20 protein-coding genes and 1 pseudogene are annotated in these 22,939 nt (G+C 61.8%); 10 read left to right on the top strand and 11 right to left on the bottom strand.

Translation table 11 applies throughout. From position 1 onward, the window contains the following. The first annotated feature begins 167 nt into the window (after positions 1–167). Together CJ178_RS05780 and CJ178_RS05775 are read left to right on the top strand one after the other, a co-directional pair. Positions 168–1,826 carry a long-chain-fatty-acid--CoA ligase gene (locus CJ178_RS05780; protein ID WP_095886325.1) on the top strand — a complete coding sequence of 553 codons (1,659 nt, stop codon included), beginning with the start codon at positions 168–170 and terminating at the stop codon, positions 1,824–1,826. A gap of 188 nt (positions 1,827–2,014) precedes the next feature. After that, on the top strand, positions 2,015–2,872 hold the full coding sequence (locus CJ178_RS05775; protein WP_143547500.1) for an aspartate/glutamate racemase family protein: 858 nt from the start codon (positions 2,015–2,017) through the stop codon (positions 2,870–2,872). 703 nt (positions 2,873–3,575) lie between these two features. Here CJ178_RS05775 and CJ178_RS05765 read toward each other — a convergent pair. Continuing rightward, a complete protein-coding gene (locus tag CJ178_RS05765) occupies positions 3,576–4,514 on the bottom strand; it encodes an SMP-30/gluconolactonase/LRE family protein (RefSeq protein ID WP_033232007.1) in 939 nt (312 codons plus the stop codon). 56 nt (positions 4,515–4,570) lie between these two features. Then, positions 4,571–6,106 carry a class I adenylate-forming enzyme family protein gene (locus tag CJ178_RS05760; RefSeq protein ID WP_095886322.1) on the bottom strand — a complete coding sequence of 512 codons (1,536 nt, stop codon included), beginning with the start codon at positions 6,104–6,106 and terminating at the stop codon, positions 4,571–4,573. A gap of 347 nt (positions 6,107–6,453) precedes the next feature. On the opposite strand from CJ178_RS05760, the gene CJ178_RS05755 reads away from it, so the two are divergent. After that, positions 6,454–7,338 (top strand): hydroxymethylglutaryl-CoA lyase, encoded by an 885-nt coding sequence (locus CJ178_RS05755; RefSeq protein WP_257013012.1) that lies wholly within the window; start codon positions 6,454–6,456, stop codon positions 7,336–7,338. Here the strand turns inward: CJ178_RS05755 and CJ178_RS32445 are convergent. Continuing rightward, entirely contained in the window at positions 7,264–8,037 is a 774-nt protein-coding gene (locus CJ178_RS32445) for a GntR family transcriptional regulator (RefSeq protein WP_179300725.1), read from the bottom strand. The genes CJ178_RS05755 and CJ178_RS32445 overlap by 75 nt on opposite strands. 133 nt (positions 8,038–8,170) lie before the next feature. Here CJ178_RS32445 and CJ178_RS05740 point away from each other — a divergent pair, with 133 nt between their 5' ends. Continuing rightward, the gene (locus CJ178_RS05740) at positions 8,171–9,385 is read left to right on the top strand and encodes a CaiB/BaiF CoA transferase family protein (protein WP_045068132.1); all 1,215 of its coding nucleotides are present in this window, start codon (positions 8,171–8,173) and stop codon (positions 9,383–9,385) included. Between the two features lie 84 nt (positions 9,386–9,469). On the opposite strand, the gene CJ178_RS05735 is transcribed toward CJ178_RS05740, so the two are convergent. The 5 genes from CJ178_RS05735 to CJ178_RS05715 all read right to left on the bottom strand — a co-directional run bounded on the left by CJ178_RS05735 (position 9,470) and on the right by CJ178_RS05715 (position 12,885). Then, complete coding sequence (locus CJ178_RS05735) at positions 9,470–10,534, bottom strand: DUF4236 domain-containing protein (protein ID WP_095886320.1); 1,065 nt, start codon at positions 10,532–10,534, stop codon at positions 9,470–9,472. 9 nt (positions 10,535–10,543) lie between these two features. Continuing rightward, positions 10,544–11,164, bottom strand: a complete 621-nt coding sequence (locus tag CJ178_RS05730) for a TerD family protein (protein WP_095886319.1) — start codon at positions 11,162–11,164, stop codon at positions 10,544–10,546. A 153-nt stretch (positions 11,165–11,317) separates the two neighbouring features. Continuing rightward, the gene (locus CJ178_RS05725; RefSeq protein ID WP_045067782.1) at positions 11,318–11,614 is read right to left on the bottom strand and encodes a putative quinol monooxygenase; all 297 of its coding nucleotides are present in this window, start codon (positions 11,612–11,614) and stop codon (positions 11,318–11,320) included. 44 nt (positions 11,615–11,658) lie between these two features. Beyond that, positions 11,659–12,297: a carboxymuconolactone decarboxylase family protein gene (locus CJ178_RS05720; protein WP_033232012.1), complete on the bottom strand. Its 639-nt coding sequence runs from the start codon at positions 12,295–12,297 to the stop codon at positions 11,659–11,661. A gap of 21 nt (positions 12,298–12,318) precedes the next feature. Beyond that, on the bottom strand, positions 12,319–12,885 hold the full coding sequence (locus CJ178_RS05715) for a VOC family protein (RefSeq protein ID WP_033232013.1): 567 nt from the start codon (positions 12,883–12,885) through the stop codon (positions 12,319–12,321). 201 nt (positions 12,886–13,086) lie between these two features. On the opposite strand from CJ178_RS05715, the gene CJ178_RS05710 reads away from it, so the two are divergent. The 4 genes from CJ178_RS05710 to CJ178_RS05695 all read left to right on the top strand — a co-directional run bounded on the left by CJ178_RS05710 (position 13,087) and on the right by CJ178_RS05695 (position 16,781). Next, on the top strand, positions 13,087–13,473 hold the full coding sequence (locus tag CJ178_RS05710) for a nuclear transport factor 2 family protein (RefSeq protein WP_033232014.1): 387 nt from the start codon (positions 13,087–13,089) through the stop codon (positions 13,471–13,473). After that, complete coding sequence (locus CJ178_RS05705; RefSeq protein WP_179300724.1) at positions 13,470–14,654, top strand: acyl-CoA dehydrogenase family protein; 1,185 nt, start codon at positions 13,470–13,472, stop codon at positions 14,652–14,654. The genes CJ178_RS05710 and CJ178_RS05705 overlap by 4 nt, the downstream gene beginning before the upstream one ends. Next, a complete protein-coding gene (locus CJ178_RS05700) occupies positions 14,645–16,021 on the top strand; it encodes a phosphotransferase family protein (RefSeq protein WP_095886318.1) in 1,377 nt (458 codons plus the stop codon). The genes CJ178_RS05705 and CJ178_RS05700 overlap by 10 nt, the downstream gene beginning before the upstream one ends. A 118-nt stretch (positions 16,022–16,139) precedes the next feature. Continuing rightward, positions 16,140–16,781: a TetR/AcrR family transcriptional regulator gene (locus CJ178_RS05695; protein ID WP_095886317.1), complete on the top strand. Its 642-nt coding sequence runs from the start codon at positions 16,140–16,142 to the stop codon at positions 16,779–16,781. A 101-nt stretch (positions 16,782–16,882) separates the two neighbouring features. Here CJ178_RS05695 and CJ178_RS05690 read toward each other — a convergent pair whose 3' ends face one another. Then, positions 16,883–18,040: an acyl-CoA dehydrogenase family protein gene (locus CJ178_RS05690; protein ID WP_045067779.1), complete on the bottom strand. Its 1,158-nt coding sequence runs from the start codon at positions 18,038–18,040 to the stop codon at positions 16,883–16,885. A 418-nt stretch (positions 18,041–18,458) separates the two neighbouring features. After that, a pseudogene (locus tag CJ178_RS05685) lies at positions 18,459–18,785 on the bottom strand (transglycosylase family protein); the annotation flags it as partial. A gap of 824 nt (positions 18,786–19,609) precedes the next feature. Between CJ178_RS05685 and CJ178_RS32700 the strand changes: the two are divergent. Together CJ178_RS32700 and CJ178_RS05675 are read left to right on the top strand one after the other, a co-directional pair. After that, positions 19,610–20,014 (top strand): hypothetical protein, encoded by a 405-nt coding sequence (locus CJ178_RS32700; RefSeq protein WP_179300723.1) that lies wholly within the window; start codon positions 19,610–19,612, stop codon positions 20,012–20,014. A 377-nt stretch (positions 20,015–20,391) separates the two neighbouring features. Beyond that, positions 20,392–22,041, top strand: a complete 1,650-nt coding sequence (locus CJ178_RS05675) for an NAD-dependent malic enzyme (protein ID WP_095886316.1) — start codon at positions 20,392–20,394, stop codon at positions 22,039–22,041. A gap of 197 nt (positions 22,042–22,238) precedes the next feature. On the opposite strand, the gene CJ178_RS05670 is transcribed toward CJ178_RS05675, so the two are convergent. Continuing rightward, a complete protein-coding gene (locus tag CJ178_RS05670; RefSeq protein ID WP_051730327.1) occupies positions 22,239–22,904 on the bottom strand; it encodes a TetR/AcrR family transcriptional regulator in 666 nt (221 codons plus the stop codon). Positions 22,905–22,939 lie beyond the last annotated feature (35 nt).

The following is a 22,939-nucleotide window of genomic DNA, read 5'->3' as shown; positions in this document are numbered from 1 at the left end:
TTCTGCATTGCAGAACAATGCAACTGATGGGCGTTAAGCCTCACCAAATATCAAGTCCAGGCGGCACGTTCAGGGCTCACGACAACCCGGGATGCGGTTCGCGCATGGAGTCAGCATCCGGACCCTCCTAGGTCGCCCGCACTAGCACTGGACCCGAGGAGTGAATAATGACCACAATTGTCAAGGGGCACCCGTCGACGAATGACGACTCGTATCAGCTCAACACGACTACGCTGATCCGCCACTCGGCACGTAACTATCCTGAGCGGGAGATCGTCTACCGCACCGGCGACGGCGGATGGGATCGCTACACATACGCCGACGCCTATGCGCGTATCAAGCGGATTGCGAACGCCCTGACCAATCTCGGTGTAGCACCCGGCGATGTGGTGGGGATCCTGGACTGGAACACCAAGCGGCACTTCGAGCTTTACTGGGCCATTCCCGGCACCGGAGCGGTGATGCTGCAGATGAACCTGCGCCTGGCTCCCGAAGATGTGGGTTACGTCGCGACGCACGGCGGCGCGTCCGTCGTCCTGGTTGACGAGAGTCTGCTGAGCGTCGCGGAGTCGGTGGCACCGTTCGCGCCGGAGATTACCTGGGTGGTGATGTCCGACAAGCCTCTCGCAGAGGTTGTCACCACGTTGCCGAATGTGCGCCATTTCGAAGACCTGGTAGCGGCTGCGTCGCCGGAGATCGACTGGCCGATGATCGACGAGAGCTCCGCCTACAGCGCCTGCTACACGACCGGGACCACCGGTCGGCCAAAGGGCGTCTACTACTCGCATCGAGCGATCTACCTACACACTCTGACGCAGGCCTCGTCCTACGGGATGAGCGCCGCTGATGCGGTCATGCTGATCACGCCGATGTTCCACAGCCAGTCCTGGGGTCTGCCGCAGTCCGCCGTCTACGTCGCAGCCAAAATTGTTCTCCCCGGACGCCATTCGGCAGGGGACACCGACATGCTGGCGGACGTGATGATCGCCGAAGGTGTGACCGTCGCGAACGGTGCGCCGGCGATCTTCCAGCCGATGCTCGACTACATCAAGACGCTTGACGTCAAACCGGACTTCAGCCGGACCCGTCTGCTGTCCGGCGCTACCGAGCCGGCGCTCACACTCATGCGCGGGTTCTACGACTTGACCGGTGCCGACTTCATTCATGCGTACGGGGCTACCGAGACTGCCCCGATGGCTTTCGTGAACTACGGCCGTAAGGTCACCTTGCAGGGCAAGGTCACGGAAGACGAATGGTGGAACATCAAGCGCTATCAGGGTCTTCCCGCGGGGGGTGTCGATGTGCGAATCGTCGATCCCGAAGACAACGACTTGCCGCACGACGGCAACAGTCAGGGCGAGGTCCTGCTGCGGGGACCGTGGATCACCGCGCGATACCACAAGCTTGATGACGACGCCGACCGATTCCTGGACGGTTATTGGCGAAGCGGCGACATCGGGACTATCGATGAAAACGGCTACCTCAAGCTAGCGGACCGGCTCAAAGATGTCATCAAGAGTGGCGGCGAATGGATTTCGTCGATCGATATGGAAAACGCGATCATTGCCCACCCCCGGGTCGCCGAGGCCGCAGTGATCGGTGTCGAGCATCCGAAATGGCAGGAACGTCCAGTCGTCATCATGGTGACCACCGACGGTGAGGACGTCGCGCTGGGCGAGGTCCACGCGCTGCTCGAAGGCGCATTCGCCAAGTGGCAGCTTCCCGACACGGTCCTGTACGTCGACCACCTCCCACGGACCAGTGTCGGCAAGCTGGACAAGAAGGTCATGCGCGTTCAGCACGGTGACCTCTATCGGAGCGTCTAGACGCTGTTGAAACCCGGGCAGTGCGATTTTCGCACTGCCCGGGCTTTGTTGTATCTGTCTGTTACGCAATCTTTTTCGCTGTTCTGGAATATCGGAGTCTATTCTTCACAGTAGAAATGCTTTCTGATAGCCTCGTCACACGAGTCGCCGGTAGTGCCTCACATCACCCATGAATCAAGGAGCGTCAGTTGACCAAGCGGATTGCCTACGTGGAGTTGAAGACCAGTCAGCAGACGAGTCCGGTCCCCGAGCATCTGATCGCGCCCGGCTACGCCGTCGACTTGGTGCAGACGGAAATCCGGGTAACCCCCGTTGACGCAGCAGACCTACTGCTCTCCGATGTCGCCTACGGGGAGGCCGCGATGCGGGCCGCTCGCAACGGGTACGACGGCGTGCTGATCGGCGGCGTACCGGACTACGGTCTGGCTGCAGTACGCGCGACCACCGATATTCCGGTGGTCGGCAGCGGCGAGGCCAGTCTCCTGGCAGCAGCGGCGCTCGGCGAAAAGTTCAGCATCGTCACGATCTGGCCGGAAACGATGGACTTCGTTTACGATCGCCTCCTTCGTGATAATCCCATTGGGCGGCAGTGCATCTCGGTACGTTACGTCTCGACGCACGCCGAGCAGAGCACTCTGGCCGAGGATGACAACTTCCTTACCCAGATGAAGGCCGGGCGCGAGCACATGATCGAGCGCATACTCGCCGAGATCGAACTCGCAGTGCAGGATGGCGCCAAGTCGGTCATCCTCGGCTGTAACTGTATGAGCCCGGTCGCCGAAATCCTTGCTGCCCGCTCGAGTGTTCCGATCGTGGATCCGACCACGGCCGGCTACCGGCAACTCGAGACGATGATCGCGCTCGGCTTGCGACCGGCACGGGACCCACGGATGTCACTATCGGAGCGAGCGGATCTCTTCGCCGAGATGGTGCAGGCTGCGGACCTCTCGCTCGGGGCAGGGCAGGAAGACTGCCCCGTGTGTGTCCTTCACGACGATGGCACCGCGTCGTGTGACCTGCCGGCAAGCGTGCCCGCCGAAGTGTAGGGCGGAACCTGAATTCGACGCGGCTCTCCTCGCAGCGGACCCAGGCGAATCGCCCGCACCGACTTCCATCCCATACGAACTAGACAATCCCGACGACGCCAAAGACCTGCGGTCATATTCGACCGCAGGTCTTCCGTGGTTCGGGCACACATCGAGGTCCTGCACACCGAGTTCTACTGAGACCGCGGCTGTCGGGGGGCTATGACAAGATCGGTGACATGACTCAATTCACGCGAGCGTGCATGGTGCGGCGGGCGGTGGGCGCGGAGCACCAACCGTCGCCCCGGTCCGTCCTCATCCGGGGGTAGCGGTCGGGGCGCACGAACGTGAAAGGCACTGCCTTGTCCCGAACTGATTCACACGCACCGCTGTGGGTTCGCATCACTCGCCGTGAGTTGGGTGTCGAACCCGCCCACGATCACCGCGATGGAATCTGCGATCTGCCGCCTACCCCTTCATCCGATTGGTCGCCGCGGTCGCCGGGCACTTGCTATTGGACATTCGCATACACCGGAATCCGGATCTGCTCCTGTTCACTCTGCTACGACAGTGCCGGCCGCCGAAATGATCTCCAGCGGGAACGGCGCAACGCGGCATCTCGAATCTCGGCTGATCTGCGGCGTTGGCGGATCGGAGACGCCGCCGCATTCGACGACATCTCCACGCCTCGTCGCCGCCGCGATTGGTGGTGACGGTGCGACCGTCAGACCAGTGAAGCCTGGTTGTTGAGAACCAGACCAGCTCGGGGCCAGTCGAATCGGAGCAGTTTTCCGGTACTCGACGCGGTCACGAATGCTGTGCGCATGTCGTCACCGCCCCAGCAGATGTTGGTGATGCCTGGGTCGCCGTCGGTGTCGATGCTGAGGAACTCGATCAACTCGCCGTCCGGACTGATCACACAAATGCCGGGCGTGGCGAGAGATGCGACGCAGATATTGCCATTGGCCTCGACTCCGAGCGAGTCGAAGTAACGGAAGTCGGGTGATCCCCAGAGGAAGTTGCCCCCGCCGGAGCCGGCGAGCGTACGGCCACCGACGATCTCGCCGGGAGCGGTGACGTCCCACCACCAGACCCGCGCGGTGAACGTCTCACTGACGTAGAGGCGTGTGCCGTCGGGGGAGAGGCCGATTCCGTTGGGGCCATGCATTTCTGAAGCAACGAGGCGGATCGACGAACCATCGCTCGTGCCGTAGAAGAGACGGCCGTGATCGTTGCCTCGGTCGTTGCTCTTGCCGTGGTCCGTGAAGTAGAAGCCGCCATGCGCGTCGAAGACGATGTCGTTGGGGCCGCGGAGTGGGATGCCGTCGCACTCGGTGTACAGGGTCTCGATCTCGCCGGTTTCGAGATCGACAGCTTGAATGCTGCCGCCCGTATAGTTCTCGGGGGTGCCGCCCGCGAAGACGTAGCCATACGCCTCCGTGGCGATCATCCCTCCGCAGTTGGCGATGTATGCGCGGCCGTCGGGGCCGATAGCGGTGCCGTTGGGGCCGCCGCCGACCTCCGCGACCACAGTGTTGGTGCCGTCCGGGGTTACTCGCGTGAGTGTTCCGCGGTGAATCTCGACGACTAGTGCGTCGCCGTTCGGCAGTGCAACCGGGCCCTCCGGAAATTTCAGTCCGGTGGTGACAACTGTGAAAGACATCGGGTGCTCCTCGGTTCGTGTACTGCGGGAGTTGTTGTGCTGCTGGGGTGTTGGCGTCAGTTGGATGCGAACTGATCGCGCAGGACGTTCTTGCGGATCTTGCCGCTGACGGTTTGCGGCATTTCGTCGATGAAGATGACCTTGCGGGGCTGCTTGAAGGCGGCGAGTTGCGAGCGGCAGCTGCTGACTACATCGTCCTCGGTCAGCGTGGTGCCGGGCTTGCGGACAACGACGGCAGTGACAACTTCGCCCCACTTGTCGTCGGGAGTTCCGATGACCGCGGCCCCGAGCACATCGGGGTTGGTGTAGATCGCGTTCTCGACCTCGCTCGAGTACACGTTCTCACCGCCGGAGATGATCATGTCCTTGGCTCGATCGACGATGTAGAGGAACCCCTCGTCGTCCTGACGGGCGAGGTCGCCGGTGTGGAACCAGCCGCCCTCGAATGTCTGCGCGTTCGCCTCGGGATTGCCGAAGTAGCCCTTGGTTACCTGGTCGCCCTTGACGACGATCTCACCGATCGTGCCTGTGGAGCAGTCGTTTCCGAGCGGATCGACGACGCGTACATCTACCAGGGACATCGGCTTGCCGACGGCATCGAGCAGGTGCTCTTCCCCATGAGCTGCCCTGATGTGTGCAGCCTTGTCGAGCGTGAGCATATTGCCGCCGAGTTCTGTCATTCCCATGCCGGCGTAGACGACGGGCCCGAACCGGTCGATGGTCTGGCGCAACACATCTGCCGGGATTTTCGACGCCCCGTACCCCATCCACTCCAGGCTGCTCAGGTCGTAGTCGTTGATCTTCGGGTGTGTGAGCAGCATTTGCATCATGGTCGGAGCGAATCCGCCACTGGTGACGCGGTTGTCCTGCACCAACTGCATCCATCGCTCCGGGTCCCAGCCCGACATCATCACTACCGAGCCGCCACGGAACTGGTGCAGCGGGGTCAGGTAGCCCGCGATGTGGCACAGGGGCATGGCATTGAGGAAGCAGGTTTCGGGCTTCGGGTCGTATTCGATCGCCGACTGGATCAACGCGGTGTTGAGGTTGCGATGGCTCAGCCGGGCGCCCTTGGGCTTACCCGTTGTTCCGCTTGTGTACAGGATCCACGCATCGTCGTCTTCGCTGATCTGCAATTGCGGGGCATTGGTCGACGCGGACTGGAGGACGCTCTCGTAGGCCGTGAAGCCTGTGGCGGGCTCGCCGATCACGATAATGTGCTCGACGCTCGTGAGCTCGGATCGATAGTCGGCAATTACCTCGAGATACTTCGACTCCACCATCAGCACACGGGCCCCGGAGTCGTTGAGGATCCAGACCCACTCTTTTGGGTGCAGGCGGTAGTTGAGCAGAGTCAGGACCATGCCTGCAGTCGGGACGCCGTAGTAGGCCTCGATGTACTCGAGATTGTTTTCGGACAGCAGCGCAACTCGATCGCCAGGGGCTGCGAGGCCGCTCAAACCGTTCGCCAGGCGCAGGGCGCGCTTGTGGAGCTCGCCATAGGTCCGGCTATCGGATCCGTCGTCCATCGCGAGTGCAGTCTTGTGGGGAAAGCGAGCGGCGTTCCGCCGTAGAAGATCGCTGTACAGCATGTGGGGCTCCAGTCGAAACGAGGCCAAGCGGCCAGGAATTGCACACAATCTAACTCAAGAGTGCCACAGATCACAAGTATGTGCATCATGCGGTCGATTCAAGATGTCCGATTGTCGACAAGTTGAGCGAGGGGCCGACTTGAGTGATGATTCCCGAGTTCCACCACTTGAACAGGCATAGTCGCGCAAGCACATTGCTGCGACTGTCAGCCACGGCGGATTGCTTGTGGGTGACGTTCCGGTTAGGTGCCGATCCGTCACCTAACGATCACAGACACTTGTTTGTATACAATAATCGGGGTCGGTGCAGATTTTGCCGAGCAGTGTTCAGACGAAAGGGATTTGCCGTGGAGATCGTGGAGGTGAGCCCGCGCGACGGGCTGCAGAACGAGGCCGTGCACGTTTCGACTGCGGACAAGATTGCGCTGATCGAGCGCGCCATCGCTTCCGGTCTGCGGCGCATCGAGGCCACCAGCTTTGTGCATCCGTCTGCTGTGCCGCAGATGGCAGACGCGGAGGCTGTCATGGCAGGAGTGCCGCGTCGTGCCGATGTCTCGTACAGCGGCCTCGTACTCAATCGCCGTGGCTTTGATCGTGCCGTGGCCGCGGGCGTGAACGAGGTGAACTGCGTCGTCGTGGCGTCGGAGACTTTCAGCGAGCGCAATCAGCGAATGTCGGTCGCGGACTCGGTGCATATTGTGCGCGATCTTGTCGACGATGCCCGCGTCGCTGGTGTCGGGGTATCGGTCACCATCGCAACCGCATTCGGTTGTCCGTTCGAGGGTGAAGTTTCCGAATCTGCAGTTCTTGCCCTGGTCGAGCAGATAGCTGAGTTGGGAGTGGACGAGATCGCGTTGGCCGACACGATCGGGGTGGGTGTACCCGCCCAAGTCGCCCGACTGTTTTCAGGGACCGCGGCGATCGCGCCGGGAATTCGGTTGCGCGCCCATTTTCACAACACTCGCAACACCGGATATGCCAACGCTGTCGCAGCTATCGACTCGGGGGTGACGGTGCTGGATTCCTCGATCGGCGGGATTGGCGGATGCCCCTTCGCGCCGGACGCCACCGGCAACATTGCGACCGAGGATCTGGTTTATCTCCTCGATCGCAGTGGTATTGCCACGGGCGCTCTGCTGCCCGAGTTGATCGAGGCGTCAGACTGGCTCGGCGGGGTACTCGGCGCTCAGGTTCCCGGCCAGCTCGCCCGGGCCGGCGGTTTCCCAGGCTGAGACGCCGAACAGCTCGTCCACCTCGTCACTACTGGTTGCTGCGAGGTGGGCGAGAAGTACGTCGCGCCCCTGGAGGACGTGTTCGTGCATCAAGGCGGACGCCCGGGGGCCATCGCCGGCGACAATCGCGTCGCGTATGAGCTGATGGAACAAATGTGACCGCTCGGTCTGGGCGCGATCGTATTGGCGGAACGCCTGAAAAACCAACGGAACGTCAGTGGTTCGTTCAAGCAGGCGGCTTAGCCGCTCATGCTTTGCCGCGGCCATGATGGCCCGGTGGATTTGGCTGTTTGCCGTATCCACCGCCCGAACCCGTTCAACGGCGTCGACCGAAGTGAGTGTCAGTGCGAGTGCAAAATCCTCGATGCCCGCGTCGAGAATCTTCTGCGTGGCAGGGTCGATGCGCTCGGCCGCCAATTCAGCGGCGTATGACTCGAGGCGGGCGCGAAGTCCGTACAAGTCAGACACATCTTCCATCGACAGGGTTCGCACGATGGCTCCCCGGTTTGGCTCGCTGAGCACAAGCCCTTCGGCTTCGAGTCTGCGAAGTGCCTCGCGGACAGGTGTGCGGGACAGCGAGAACTGCTCGGCGATCCGCTGTTCGATCAGGCGCTGGCCGGGCTTGTAGCGTCCTTCGACGATCGCCTGGCGGATTTGAGAGTAGGCGGCCTGACCCGGTGCCTGCGGTGTGGTTGCCACGGTGCCTCTTCGTTGTATGTGGGGTTGATGCACAGCAAAGCCTATCCCGTCGACAATACGATTTTTGTATGCAGGAATGGCGAGTTCCGGGCAGATTATCAATTGAATGTCGCAGATTGTGTACAATTTTGCCATGACTACAACTTCCGGGCCGCTCAGCGGCCTGCGCGTGCTCGAACTGGGAAACTTCATCGCCGGTCCCTTTGCCGGGCAACTCATGGGGGACTACGGGGCTGAGGTACTCAAGATCGAAGCGCCCGGGTCCGGCGACTCGATGCGGCGGTGGGGTGTCACGATGGAAGGCGAAAGCCTGTGGTGGCCTTCGATTGCGCGGAACAAGAAGTCGGTTGCAATCGACCTCCGTCAGCCCGACGGTCGCGAGTTGGTACGCAAACTGGTCGCCGAGGCCGACATCGTACTCGAGAACTTCAGGCCGGGCACGCTTGCGAAGTGGGGGATGGACTACCAGTCACTCGCGGAAATCAACTCACGCATCATCCTTGTTCACGTCTCGGGGTTCGGTCAGAACGGGCCACGCTCGACGGACGCCGGTTTCGGCAGTGTCGGTGAAGCGATGGGCGGAATCCGCCATACGACGGGCAATCCCGGACTACCCCCGACCCGCGTGGGCATTAGCCTCGGCGACTCGTTGGCGGCACTGTTCGCGGTGATCGGGACCCTTGCCGCAGTCCACGAGCGCTCGGTCAGTGGCCGAGGTCAGGAAGTGGACGTAGCGATCTACGAGGCAGTGGCTGCCCTGATGGAATCGACAATGGCTGACCATGAAATCGGTGGCATCACCCGTGGACGCACCGGATCGGTTCTGCCGCGCGTTGCACCGTCGAATGTGTATCCCACGTCGGACGGAGCCGAGGTGATCATTGCCGCCAATGCCGACACCGTTTTCCGCAGGCTTTGCACTGCAATGGACCGCGCCGAGTTGGCCGATGATCCGAAGTTCGCGGAACACGGGCCGCGAGGCGAGAACATGGCCGAGATCGACGCCATCATCGGTGCTTGGACATCGACGATGAGCGGCGATGTGTTGTTGAAGACCATGGAAGACAGCGGAGTTCCGGCCGGCCGGATCTACACGGCCCCGGACATGCTCGCCGATCCGCACTATGCCGCGCGAGAGATGGTAGTCCGCCTCGTCAACCAGTTCGGTGTTGCAGTTCCCGCCGCAGGCGTTGTACCCAAGTTTTCCCGGTCACAGACTGCAACTCCCGAGCCCGGGCCGGGTTTGGGCGAACATACCCGCGAAGTTCTCGCCGCACTGGCCGGTATCGATGACGGCGAATGGGCCGACTTGCAGTCGGCTGGTACCGCTGTTCAGGCGCGCAGCTGACATGAAGTTCTCGACCACGCCGTAGACGAATGGGTGGGCCTCGACAGTAAGCGCTCGAGGCCCACCATCTATCAGTCCATCCGGCTAGGGCAGCGCTGCGAGCGCTTCCTGCAGGCCCGGGTAGGTGGGGTCTTCGGCGAGAACTTTCTCGATGCTCTTGCGCGCGGCGGCTTTCCGATTCTGGGAGAGATCGACTTGCGCTCGTTCGAGCAGCGCACGGTGCCGTACTTCGGAAGCGTGGGAGCGCACCCGCAGTGCTTCCTTGAAGCTTTCGCGTGCGGCCTCGTTGTATCCGAGTTGTGCGAATGCTCGCCCGCGCAGCGCGAACAGCAGTGCGGTGGCGTCGTCTTCGTTGGTGACGCCGTTGGTCAGATCGACGACGTCCTGGTGCCGGTCGGCGGAACTGTAGAGGTCCGCCAACGAAAGTGCTGCGTGGGCTGTGGGGGTCGCGTATTCGACGGTCCAGATCGCGGCGGGGAGGTCGCCGGCGCTTTGGTGCAGTTCGGCGGCGGCGAGGATAAGTACGTCGTCAGTGATGCGCAGGGCAGCTGTGACGCCGTGGACGATCTGTACCGGCCACCTGCGTTCGGCGAGGTATCGCTGCACGAACGGATCCGCGGACAGGTCGACATGTTGGGCGACGACCCACCCGAGTAGCGAACGCGCTCGTTGGGCGGCGGCAGGGTTGGTGTCGGCGAATTCGAAGTGCAGCAACCCTTCCAATGCTGCGGCGAGGATCCGTATGTTCGGGGCTACGTGCTTGTGGCGTTGGGCAACGCCGACGTAGTCGGCTGGTGTCCGAGAGTGCAGGATCTGGAACAGTTCGCGCTCCCAGGCCGGTGCATGCGGAGGCGGCATCAGTGGTGGGGGCGGTACGGGTGGGAGCTGGGGAACCAGAGCTGCCGCGGCAGTAGGGGTTCGGCGGCGGGGTGCGGTCGACGTACTTGTCGATCGAGATCTGTTGCCGCCGACCGTCGATTGATGCGAGAGCCCAGTACCTGGCACCGACAGGGTGCGGCTGACGCGGCCGTTGGCGTGCTTGGTGATTCGGGCGCCCTTGACGCCTGCGGAGTAGCCGATGCCGCTGCGACTGACATTGACGCGGACACCGGGGACGATCTGGATGCTTTTGCGGAATCTGAAACCCATGATCGGCTCCTACAGTTCGTATCCGGCAGGGACCGGTGGGTTGGACCAGTTGATGGGCGGCGGGCCGTGAACTACCGGCGCGGCAGCGGGCTGCGAGGGCTGGGCGTCGACGGTGACACCGAAATCGCGAGCCAAACCGGCGAGCCCGTCGTGGTAGCCCTGACCGACCGCACGGACCTTCCAGCGGTGGTCACGGCGATAGATTTCGACGGTGACAGCGGCGGTTTCGCTGCTCCAGTCGTCGATGGTGAAAGCGGCCAGTGCGCTGCCGACTGCGTCGTAGACGGCGATGTCGGCCTGTCCCAGGTCGGCGAGGGTTGCCGGCGCCGCCGCATCGAGACTGAGGACGATCGCGATGCGCTCGATCTCCGGATCGAGGCGGTGCAGGTCCACGGTGATGCAATCCTCGACGGAAGTTCCCGCACTTCGTTTTCCGGCGTAGTGGGTGGAATCGTCTCGCGACTCGGCCTGGTTGTAGAACACGAAATCGAAGTCACCACGCACCTTCCCGTCGGGGGTGAGCAGGAGTGCTGATAGGTCGGCGTCGATCGCTGGTCTTTGGTGCCATGTGCAGCGCACAGTGACGTCGGCCTGATCGAGTGGGGCATTCTGTCCCTTGCTCAACTGCACGTGATGCGCTCCCTGGTCGTACCGGCTTCAGCTACATCAAATCAGGGGGACCGTCATGATTGCTAACGGGTCGCCGCACGACGACGAGGGTCTCCGGTCGTGATTTCACGACCGGAGACCCTCGTCGTCCGGCAATCTGAGCCCGAGTTTCGATCACACCTGCGGGTCGACGGTTCCCGTCGTCAATGACGGTGCACCTGCGAGCAGCGGGCCGAGATCAGTGATCGCTCCCTCGCCGGCGCGGAACTTGCGGTACTCGGCGTCATGATCGGCCGATTCCCAGGTTTCGATAAATCGCCACGTGGTGGGATTCTTGCTGTCGACGACTGTCTTCACGGAAATGCAACCGGGGAATGCTCGCGTTTCCTCGAGCACTCGCGTCATCACCGTACGTGCGGAGTCGAGGGAATCCGGCTTGAATGAAAGTTCCAGGATGGCAACAAGTTCCATGTTCAGTCCTTACCTAGTAGATGTCCTTGATGAAGACTAGCGGGTCATTCTCCGGCAAGGTCGGCAGAGAGGTCGGCGACTACGACGCCCTCGGGTATTCGGACTTCTTCGATGAGTTCGGGGCGGTCGTCGAATTCGAGTTTCAGAGCCCGGCAGATGGTGGCGTGCATGTCGTACATGCAGGTGATGTACGTCAGTTCCATGATTTGTTTGTCGGACAGGTGCGCCTTGAGGACGGCAAAGACCTCGTCGGGTACGCGGCCGCCGTCGTAGACGAGTCCGTCGGTGTAGGCGAGGACGGCGCGTTCGATGTCGGTGAACAGGTCGCTGATCTGCCAGTGGGGTAGGGCCGCGATTTTCTCTTCGGTCATGCCGAGTGAGCGCATCTGCTTGCAGTGCTGAGAGAAGACGAACTGGCTGCCCCGTGCGTATCCGGCGCGGGCCTGACCTAGTTCGCGCAGGAGCGGGTCGAGGTCTGCGTTGCGATACAGGGCGAATCCTCGTACCGCGTGGCGGAAGACGTCGGGGGATTGGGCGAAGACGGTCCACCAGTCGCCTGGGGTGGCGTGGATGGTGCCGTGATCGACCGCGGGGTCTTTGTCGGCGCCGAACAGGCGGTCGTAGAAGAAGAGGATCTTCTCGTCGGTGACCTCGGCGCGGGGGATTTCACGAAGGCGGGGCATGAGTGGATCCTTTCGGGATGATCAGGAAGCGCTGGGAACGTTGCGGTCTGCGGCAGTCTTCGGCGTGTGTGCGACGTCAGATTCGGTGAATTCCTTGGTCCAGCAAGCGAATTCGAGAAGTACACCATCGGGGTCCTGGAAATAGAATGACCGGACGAAGGTGCCTTCATGGATCTCTCGCGACGCACCCTCCGGGCTGTCGTCGTGGTTGAGCGTGATGCTCAGTGGCACGCCGTCGGCCTTGAGCCGCTTGCGGTACTCGTCGAACTTCTCCGGTGGGACGGCAAACGCGACGTGATTCATCGACCCGACAGCGCTGACGAGCTCGTCCCGGTCAGGCAGTCCGGCGGGGGCGGAGATTCCGGGAACTGCGTCGGGTGCATCCGCCAGCCAGAAAAACGCCAGCGTGTCGCCGTTTCCACAATCGAAGAAGAAATGCTGTCCGAGGTTGCCGGGAAGATCGAGCGTCTTGACCAGCGGCATACCCAGAGTTCCCGAGTAGAAGTCGACGGTGCGCTGCATGTCCGAGCACACAAGCGCGAGATGGTTGATTCCGCGGAATTCGAACTTCGGATTGGTGACGGTCATTGCGGGCCTTTCTGGGGTGAATCGGTGAGAGCGGGACCATAAAGTGACTTGACAGTCATGTCATGTTCTTGGATAGTTTGTCCATGAGTAAGTCATCTGTCAACACCTCACTCCGGGCGGGCGAGGTGGGAGGCCGTTCGGATTTCTCCGTCCCGGTTATGGCTTGCGTGTTGTAACTGCCTCGAGGAGAATCATTTTCGCATGAAAGACTTCGCAGATCGGTTCTTCGCCGCAGTCTCCGGCGGCGATGAAGCGACACTCACCGAACTGTATGCGCCGGACGCGCGCATCTGGCACAACGACGACGGACAGGAGCAGACCGTCGAGGAGAACCTCCGCACGTTGCGGTGGCTCTCCCGCACTCTCGCAGACTTTCGCTACGAGGACGTCCGACGCTACGTACTGCCAGACGGATTCGCGCAACAGCACGTCGTACGCGGCACCCTCCCTGGACACGGCCCTCTCGAGGTGCCGGCCAGTCTGTTCGTCCGCGTCGAGAATGGGCGGATCTCTCGGATCGACGAGTACGTCGACTCGGCCGCCACCCGGCCCCTGCAACTCGCTGCTGCCACAAGGAGGCACCCATGACTGTGAACCAACCCGAAGGCGATATCGCCGAACTGCGCACTCGGTTGCGCGCATTCATCGACGACGAGGTGATCCCCGCAGAACCCGTCCTCGCGAAAGAGGACGAGGTTGCACACAAAACACTCGGGCAACTGCGCTCGCGCGCAAAGGAACTGGGCCTGTGGGCGCTCGGGCACCCGGCAGACGTCGGCGGTGGGGGAGTTCCCTTCCTCGACTTCGTGTTCCTCAACGAAGTCATCGGCAGATCCGAATTCGGCCAGCTGGCAGTCGGCTCGGTGTCGATGCAGGACACTCTGATGCTGCACAAGCATGGAACCGAAGAACAGAAGCAGCGATGGATCCCGCCGATCGTCGCGGGGGAGTTCCTGCCGTCGGTCGGTTTGACCGAACCGGACACTGCTGGCTCCGATCCCACGTTGATCGAGACCCGCGCGGAACTCGACGGCGACACGTGGGTCATCAACGGGCACAAGTGGTTCACCACCGGGGTGGCAGATGCGGGGTACTGCTCGGTATTCGCTCGAACCGAGCCGGATTCGACGCCGCGGCATTCCCGGATCAGCGCGATCATCGTGCCGACCGACACGCCAGGATTCGAGATCGTCCGCTCGATACCGACCATGGGGCACGATCCCAGCGATCACTACGAGGTTCGTCTCACCGATGTCCGCGTTCCGTCGGCTAACCTCCTCGGCGAACGGGGTAAGGGCTTTGTCGTCGCTCAGGACCGACTGGGCCCCGGCCGGATCTTCCACTGCATGCGCTGGCTCGGCCAGGCGCAGCGCGCATTCGAATTGATGTGTGAGCGCGCGAACACCCGCTACGTACACGGGTCACTGCTCGCCGAGAAGGGCGAAATTCACCGGTACATCGCGGAATCCGCAGCGCAGATACACGCAGCCCGCCTGATGACCCTCGACGCGGCCCGTGTGATGGATGCCGGCGAGGATGCTCGCATCCAGATCGGTCTGGTGAAGTTCTGGGGTGCTCGGATGCTGCACGACGTCGTCGATCGCGCGATCCAGGTGCATGGCGCACTCGGACTGACCTCCGACACACCGCTCGAACGGATGTACCGACAAGCACGTTACGCGCGCGTCTACGACGGTCCGGACGAGGTGCACCGCATGTCGACCGCACGTCGACTGCTGCGCGATCCAGGCGCAGCGCCATGGCTGTGACTCATGCCGCCAGCAGCCTTGGTGACGGAATCCGCGTCGCACTGAGCGACTCCTTCGGCGACGAGATCACTGTCGGGGAACCCCGACAGTTGACCGGCGGTGCGAGCCGTCAGATCTGGGCGGTCGGCGTTCGGGGCGTAGATGGTCAATCGCAGGACGTTGTGCTGCGCCGGGACCCACCCGGGCACGGCGACGCAGACCGGATGCGGGCAGAGGTGGCATGCCTGCGGGCGGCCTCCGCAGTCGGGGTTCCGGTTCCCACCGTCCTCGCATCAGGGGACACGGCACCGGGCATCGATGCTCCGTATCTGGTGATGGACATGATCGTCGGTGAGTCGATCCCGCGTAAATTGCAGCGGGATTCCGCGTTCGACGAGGTGCGGTCTCATCTCGCTGAGGACATGGGTTACGTGCTCGGACAGATTCACCGTGCGGACACCGGCACTCTCGGGATGCTCGACGCCGGCGACCCGCTGGACGCGATCGAGGCCGTGTACCGGGATTTGGAACAACCTCGCCCAGCCGTTGAGGTCGGACTGCGCTGGCTTCGGGAGAATAGGCCTGCCAGGCGCCCGAATGCTCTGGTACACGGCGACTTTCGACTCGGGAACGTGCTTGTCGACGGCGGGGGAATCCGCGGCGTGCTGGACTGGGAACTCGCCCATCTGGGTGATCCGATCGAAGACCTCGGCTGGCTCTGCGTGCGTGCATGGCGGTTCGGTGCGGAGCCGCCGGTTGCGGGCATCGGTACGCGCGAACAGTTGCTCGACGGTTATGAACGCGCCGCGGGAATCCGGCCGTCCGAAGCTGAACTGCACTGGTGGGAGGCATACGGCACCCTGCGGTGGTTGGTGCTGAGTCAGTTTCAGTCGCAGCGGCATCTGAGCGGCGCCGAGAACTCGATCGAACTGGCCGCGATCGGGCGGCGAGTGTGTGAGTCGGAGTACGACCTGCTCCTGATTCTCGGTCTGCTCGACAACATCGAGTCGCTACCGGACGACACGGCGCCGTCGGTGCACGACCGTCCGAGCATGTCGGAGATCCTCGAACTGGTCACCAGCACTCTTCGCGATGATGTCGCCCCAGTGCTTGACGGGGCGCATGAACGGGAGCGGTACCTGCTCCGCATCTGCGTCAACCTGCTGGGGATAGCGGGACGGGAGCTCAGTGCCGGAGATCGCACAGGCGAGGTGACGGAATTGCTTGCAGCACTCGATTGCACATCGGAAGCAGATCTTGCCGATCGAATTCGTACCGGCGCCGTCTCGTACGCGGATACGGCCGTCCGCCAGTTGATCTCGACTGCCGTGCTCGCTCGATTGCGGGTGGCGAACCCCCGCCACGTGCTCCGCCCGTCGCAGACCTGATCCCGGACCAGGCTCGACCCCTCCAGTGCTACGTGTCTACGCTGGAGGGGTCGAGCGGGTGTGTCCACCTAGGCAACATGACTTGACAGTCATGTCAGTTTATTGGACACTCACGAGGGTGAGCAAGTCATCTGCCAGTACACCTTCCGTACCGCCACCCGCTGACACCCTGACCGCGCGGGGTCGAAAGACGCGCGACGGTTTGCTCGATGCAGCGCGCAAGGTCTTCGAGGAGGTCGGGTTTCTCGACACTCGAGTCGAGCAGATAGTCCAGGAAGCCTCCGTCTCCTACGGGACGTTCTACCGGTACTTCGAGTCGAAAGACGATGTGTTCCAGGAGTTGAGCATTCGGCTCTTCGAGGACGTACACCGCCGTGAACCTCTCGACTCCGACCTGTCGCCGGCCGCCAGGCTCATCGCAACCAACCGGTTGTACTACCAGGCATATCGCAGAAACGCGAAGTTGATGGCCATCGTCGAGCAGGTCGCGACCTTCAATGCCGAATTTCGCGCACTTCGGCACGAGCATCGTCGACAACTGATCGAGCGAACATCCCGTGCAATCGCTCGTTGGCAGGACCAAGGCCACGTTCGTGAGTCACTCGATCCGGTGATGGCCGCCCGCGCCATGTCCGCGATGGTCGACCACACGCTGTATTTGTGGCTCGTTCAGGGCGACGAAGCAGATGAGGAGATCTTGCTCGATACCCTCGATCAGATGTGCATCGGGGCGCTCGGCCTCGATGTTGCCTCCACATAGCCCTCGCGCATCGATCCTCACGGTGTGGATTCACCGTGAGGATCGATTCGTGGTCACGTGAGCGTCGTGCGCATCAGTCGATCTCGTTGCGGGACAAGGTGTCACCGAAACTCGGCGGCGATGTCCCGGCCGATGATTTCCTTCATGATCTCGGTAGTGCCGCCGTAGATGGTCTGGATCCTGGAGTCGACGTAGGCGCGGCCGATCGGGTATTCCATCATGTACCCGTACCCACCATGCAACTGCACGCAGCGGTCGACAACACGCTTCTGAAGTTCGGTCGCCCACCACTTGCTCATCGACGCATCCACTGCCGTGAGCTCACCGGCATTCAGTGCGAGAACGGCGCGGTCGATGTGCGATTCGGTGACCTCGATCTCCGTGCGCATCTCCGCTAGGGCAAACCGGGTGTTCTGCAGATCGCCGATCGGCTTTCCGAATGCCTTTCGCTCGAACACGTAGTTCTTGGTCCACTCGTAGGCAGCGCGGGCAGCCACGATTGCAGACACTGCAATGGAGATCCGCTCGAGCGGCAGGTTCTCCATCAGATGAAGGAATCCCTTTCCTTCGGTACCGAGCAGGTTGTCGGTGCGAACGCGCACGTTCTCGAAGACCAGTTCTGCAGTGTCCTGAGCAGCCAGTCCGACCTTGTGGAGCTTGCGCCCGCGGGTGAATCCGGGAGTGTCACGTTCAACGGCAATCAGAGAGAAGCCCCTCGACCCCGCCTCGGGGTCGGTCCGGCACACGACGATCACAAAATCGGAGTGGATCCCATTGGTAATGAACGTCTTCTGGCCGTTGATCACCCACTCGTCGCCGTCCCGTACCGCAGAAGTCCGAACTCCTTGCAGATCCGACCCGGCGCCGGGTTCGGTCATCGCGATTGCGCCGATCACCTCACCACTCGCCATCCGGGGCAGCCAGCGGGCCTTCTGCTCTTCCGTGCCCAGATGCAGGACGTACGGGATGACGATGTCGTCGTGCACGCTCAACCCGGAGCCGAACGATGTAGTGGCCGTGCGGGCGATCTCCTCGAAAACAACATTCCGGAACCGATAGTCGGTGACGCCCGCTCCGCCGTACTCTTCGGGAACACTGAGGCCGAGGATGCCGGACGCACCGGCGGCGAGCCACGCACTGCGGTCGATGAGCCGATCCTCTTCCCATTTCGCGTAGTGAGGTTCGATCTCACGGGCCAGGAATTCGCGGACGGTTGCGCGGTAGTCCTCATGATCGGCTTCGTAGTGCTTGCGTTGCATCGGGTATCTGCCTCAGTCTCGGTGTTGACACGTAGGGTGTTGCTGAAACCCGGCCTGGGCCGGGTGATTGCGTTGCAGCGGAAGGTAACTCGAACAAGGTGGTACGGACAGCAAACCGAACCCCCGTTGAAAGTTCGGGCCGACTGATCGGCACATCCTTACCTGGGGTCGGCCATGAATCTCATCCAGTCACGGCCACCCTATCTAGCGCACGCTAAGTGATTCTAGCGTGCGTTGAATTACTCCGTCGACGCAGTCGGTGGCCCGCCGGCAATCAGACAGTGTCGACGCGCCACGACGCTGAATGTCACTTGCGACTCTCCCGAGACGAGATGTCGGCAGAACGAAACTGCCCGGTGACCGTCGGATTCGACGGTCACCGGGCAGCGACGCAATACGTAAGGGGTGGGGATCAGCGCAGGTACTGTCCGCACACCGGCCATGCGCCGGCACCCTGACCTGCGAGGACGTTCTCCGCGACACGTTCCTGTTCTGCCTGGCTGGCGGTGTGTGCACTGCCCGAGCCGCCGTAGGCCTGCCACGTGCTCTGACTGAACTGGAGTCCGCCGTAGTAGCCATTGCCGGTGTTCGCGCCCCAGTTGCCCGACGATTCGCATTCTGCGACGCCCGACCAGTCGTGGCCGGCAGCAGATGCGGTGCCGGTGCTCAGGCCGAAGACTCCGGCAGTGAGTGCGCCGGCGGTAGCGACGGAAGCAAGGACGCGAGTAACAGTGTTGTTCTTCATGTAAATGAATTCCTTTCAATTTCCGCCAGCGGAGGACGGTGACCGTCTCAGCTCCCACCACAAAGGGATGTTGTCGAATCCGAATCACGGGGTGGGGCTGGCGGTGGCGATCCGGTAATGCCCGGTTGCTTGGGCTCACTCCAAGGTAGGGGACTATCACGGATTGGTCACGGGTAGGCGTGTCGGTGCCTGTTTGTGCAACGTATGTGCATCAGAAGGTGTTATTGCAGGTCGATCGCCGTTATTCGGGCCCGTAGAGCGTTACAGAATTAACCTGAAATGTGATGTATATCATAACGATGACGGTCTTCATTGGCCCGAAATATGCCCGTTGAGGGTGAAAAATGACGCGGAATCGACTGTTTCGAGGTTCAAATTTAGTCGACCGACCGACCAGATTTTCGTTGCAGGACAGAAGAATTGGCGTGGATCGATCACGTGCGTCCGCAGATGCTTTGGTACGAAGTGTCGCGGCGGCGGAGATTCTCTCGCGGCGACAGGGTCGTGTCCTCGACAGCCGACACGGCTAGAGTTCGTCGCGATCGGTCAATCCGGTCTGCCCGTCGACACATCTTTGTCGGACACTAAATCGCACAGATCTGCTGAAATATCCCCAAGGAATGTTGTCAGTTTTCAGAAGACGACTGCACGCTCGGCGAAAGCGTGATCACCGAGTCGTTCCCCTGTCTGACTGCTGAACCTGGAGTCCGGGAATTGACCGGTGTTCCTTTCGAAGCCACGGCGTCCATTAATCGTTTCTTCCTGAGGCACTTAGTGTTGAGACACCTCGTTGATGTTGTGCGGGGATGATCAAGGGGGATGAAGTGTCGAAGATCGTGCGGTTGCTCGACAGTGAGGTCGTTCAGCGATGGGCAGCTACGGTCGCCACAATCGGATTCTCCCTCTCTGTTCTTCCTTCCCGCGTGGGTCAGGCTGCCGAACACCCCTCAGTGTGGAACTGGGTTGTCGTCGTAGTCGTAGTGGGAGGCATCGTTTCCTTCGCGGTTAATGCCGTCACTATGTGGCGCAAGCGTTTGGCCCGAGGAACCAAGCCTGATCACACGTTTGTTGCACCCGAGGATGTTCCGTACTTGGATGTGGAGACGGCGATCGAATCGACAACGGACCGGATCTCGGCGATCAAGGCGTTGCGTGAACAACATCGGGGTCTCGGATTGAAGGTCGCTGCGGATCTCGTCGACGCAGCTCTCGATGAACGAAGCGAATGACCGGAGCAGCACTCGGCAGCTGCCCGCTGGGCAGATCCGTCCCAGATTCGCTCGGTTCTGGTGCAGTGATCCGCGTGACAGTCCCAGATTCGATCTTGGTCTCAACAGATCAACGCATCGATGTGGCCTTCCATCCTTGTCAGGTGTAAGGCCAGATCGTCAGTATGGAGGCGCTGACAGATTGGTCAGCTGCCGAATCCGAAGAGGTGGCGTTCACACTGCGAGCAACCCTGATACGCCAGCCGGGACAGTTCAGTCAACCTGTGGGCAGCGCAGCGACTGCGGGGTTAGATTTGACTCCAATTGAGGTCAGTCATTGGCGCCGGACTGTCACCTGAAGGGTCCACTGGCGGTCCTCCCGACGGATGGGGGAGAGCATGGATGAAGCAAAGAAGATTCTTCGCGACGATGCGGTGAACCGGGGAACTGCATTCACGCAAGAGGAGCGTGCATCACTTGGCCTGGTAGGGCGGTTGCCATCAGCGGTCGAGACCCTTGATCAGCAGGCGAGACGCTCATACGCACAGTTGCAAAAGCAGTCAACGGATCTCGCGAAGTACATCTACCTTGATTCGCTCCACGAGCGCAACGAAGTCTTGTACTACCGCGTGATTGCGGATCACCTCTCGGAATTGCTGCCCGTCGTGTACGACCCGACCATCGGGGACGCGATCGAACAGTGGTCGCAGGACTACCGCCAGTCGCGTGCGGTGTACCTGTCGATCGATCACGTCGACGACATCGAAGTTGCCTTCGCCACACTGGAATTGGGTCCGGAGGATGTGGACCTGATCGTCTGCTCCGACGCTGAGGAGATCCTCGGGATTGGGGACTGGGGCGTCAACGGTACCGACATCGCCGTGGGGAAACTGGCGATCTACACCGCCGCAGCCGGCATCAACCCCAGTCGCGTCATCGCGGTGAATCTAGATGTGGGGACAAGCAACGAAGCGCTCCTCAACGACCCGTTCTACCTTGGGAACCGACACAGTCGCGTCCGGGGGGAGAAGTACGACAAGTTCATCGGAACCTACCTCGAGACAGTGGAGAAGCTCTTCCCGAAGGCACTGCTGCATTTTGAGGACTTCGGCCCCTCCAATGCCCGCCGTATCCTCGTAGACCACGCCGACAAGTACCGCATTTTCAACGACGATCTTCAGGGAACCGGCGCCATCGTCGTGGCGGCGGTCATCTCGGGGCTGAAGGTCACCAAACAGACGTTCGCGGATCAACGACTTGTCATCTTTGGCGCTGGCACCGCCGGCACGGGCATGGCCGACCAGATCTCCGCCGCGATGAGCCGCGCCGGGCTCGGCGATGACGAGGCCCGCGCTCGAGTGTGGCTTATCGACCGCGACGGCTTGGTCACCGACGATATGCAGGACCTGCCGGACTACCAGCAAGCCTATGCTCGGCCAGCGCACGAAGTCGCCGATTGGGGCGGGCGCCCTATCGACCTTCTGACGGTGGTCCAGCACGTCAAACCCACCATCCTGATCGGCACTTCGACCGCGCACGGAGCTTTCACGCAGGACGTCGTAGAAGCGCTCAGTGGCGGGGTTGAACGCCCCATCTTGCTGCCGCTCTCGAACCCGACCAGTCGTATAGAGGTCATGCCCCAGGACGCCATCTTGTGGTCCAAAGGGCAGGCGTTGATGGCGACCGGGATACCGATCGAACCGGTCGAATACAACGGCGTCACTTATCGGATCGGTCAATGCAATAACGCTCTGCTCTATCCAGGCCTAGGCCTTGGCACGATCGTGTCCGGTTCTCGTCACGTAACCGATGGCATGCTCCTTGCAGCTGCGGTCGCGGTCGCCGGTCAGGTGGATGTCTCGGAGCGGGGAGCGTCCCTCCTCCCCGACGTCGAAAACCTTCGTGCCTCGTCCGCGACGGTGGCTGTGGCGGTCGCGAAGGCAGCAGCCGATGACGGCGTCGCCACCGTGACCCACGACGACTTGGTGCAGGCCGTTCAGGATGCGATGTGGCTGCCTGTGTATCCGGCCACCCCTCAAAACAGCTGATCCTGGACAACTCAGATAGGCAGGTTGCCGATTTCTCCTAATGGCGAAACAACGCGTCGAGATGCTGCGTTAATCGGTTGGCTATGGGAGGTGAAGTTGCATCCGGGTGGCGGCCACACCGCCTCTCGGCGCGAGGCTCGGCGTGTTGACTACCTGGCACGTTGTCGCTGTTGAGGCATGGCCTGGTGTCAGTGCCGTTAGGCCGGGCTACGCAGGTATCCGTCGATCAGTATGTCGAGACCTTCGAGATAACCATCGGTCGTCGTCCCGGCCGGCCAGTCTTCGAGCACCTCGTTGAGTACGGGTAGTTCCGCGGGCCCGATTTCTCGGATCTTGATCGCAAGAGGTGACACGCTGCCTTCGGGTCGCGCGCTGTCGTCATAGATGTTGAGCAGTGCGCCGAGCGTGTAGTTCCACAGCGCTCGGTAGACCAACAGTGCGCGGCGTGGAGACATGCCCAGTTCGACACACGCGGCCATGGCTCGATCGACCAGGACGACGGCGCCGCTCCCGCCGCGCCCGCCGCGCTGAAGCAACTCGATGATCCAGCGCTCAGATGCCAGCGTTTCGAAGATCGCGGTGAAGATCAAGCGAATCCGCTCGACCTGATCCTGTGGCAGGACCAGCGAACCGAGGTCTTGTGAGTACGCATCGAGAACCGCGCTGATCAGCTGTTCCTTGTCGCCCACGTGTCGGTACAGCGCCATCGGTGTGGTGCCGAGGGACTTCGCCAACGCTCGCATGCTCAGTGCGTCGGCGCCGCCGGACTGAAGTTGCCGTTTCGCCTCTTCGACTATCTGCTCCGACGTGATCGTCGGGGGACGTCCGAGCCGCGGCGATCTCGGTTCCATCTTTTCGGCCATGCATCGATTGTGCGCGCCCCTGCTACGGCGCTCTC

Source organism: Rhodococcus sp. ACPA4, from assembly GCF_002300185.1.
Classification (GTDB): domain Bacteria; phylum Actinomycetota; class Actinomycetes; order Mycobacteriales; family Mycobacteriaceae; genus Rhodococcus_F; species Rhodococcus_F globerula.
The sequence above is the reverse complement of the archived record's forward strand: the minus strand, read 5'-3'. Positions and strand labels throughout refer to the sequence as shown.

Excerpts from the sequence above, each read along its gene's own strand:
- CJ178_RS05780 (WP_095886325.1), top strand. The coding sequence starts at position 168 with ATGACCACAATTGTCAAGGGGCACCCGTCGACGAATGACGACTCGTAT.
- CJ178_RS05765 (WP_033232007.1), bottom strand. The coding sequence starts at position 4,514 with ATGTCTTTCACAGTTGTCACCACCGGACTGAAATTTCCGGAGGGCCCG.
- CJ178_RS05760 (WP_095886322.1), bottom strand. The coding sequence starts at position 6,106 with ATGCTGTACAGCGATCTTCTACGGCGGAACGCCGCTCGCTTTCCCCAC.
- CJ178_RS05740 (WP_045068132.1), top strand. The coding sequence starts at position 8,171 with ATGACTACAACTTCCGGGCCGCTCAGCGGCCTGCGCGTGCTCGAACTG.
- CJ178_RS05735 (WP_095886320.1), bottom strand. The coding sequence starts at position 10,534 with ATGGGTTTCAGATTCCGCAAAAGCATCCAGATCGTCCCCGGTGTCCGC.
- CJ178_RS05725 (WP_045067782.1), bottom strand. The coding sequence starts at position 11,614 with ATGGAACTTGTTGCCATCCTGGAACTTTCATTCAAGCCGGATTCCCTC.
- CJ178_RS05720 (WP_033232012.1), bottom strand. The coding sequence starts at position 12,297 with ATGCCCCGCCTTCGTGAAATCCCCCGCGCCGAGGTCACCGACGAGAAG.
- CJ178_RS05715 (WP_033232013.1), bottom strand. The coding sequence starts at position 12,885 with ATGACCGTCACCAATCCGAAGTTCGAATTCCGCGGAATCAACCATCTC.
- CJ178_RS05710 (WP_033232014.1), top strand. The coding sequence starts at position 13,087 with ATGAAAGACTTCGCAGATCGGTTCTTCGCCGCAGTCTCCGGCGGCGAT.
- CJ178_RS05705 (WP_179300724.1), top strand. The coding sequence starts at position 13,470 with ATGACTGTGAACCAACCCGAAGGCGATATCGCCGAACTGCGCACTCGG.
- CJ178_RS05700 (WP_095886318.1), top strand. The coding sequence starts at position 14,645 with ATGGCTGTGACTCATGCCGCCAGCAGCCTTGGTGACGGAATCCGCGTC.
- CJ178_RS05690 (WP_045067779.1), bottom strand. The coding sequence starts at position 18,040 with ATGCAACGCAAGCACTACGAAGCCGATCATGAGGACTACCGCGCAACC.
- CJ178_RS05675 (WP_095886316.1), top strand. The coding sequence starts at position 20,392 with ATGGATGAAGCAAAGAAGATTCTTCGCGACGATGCGGTGAACCGGGGA.
- CJ178_RS05670 (WP_051730327.1), bottom strand. The coding sequence starts at position 22,904 with ATGGCCGAAAAGATGGAACCGAGATCGCCGCGGCTCGGACGTCCCCCG.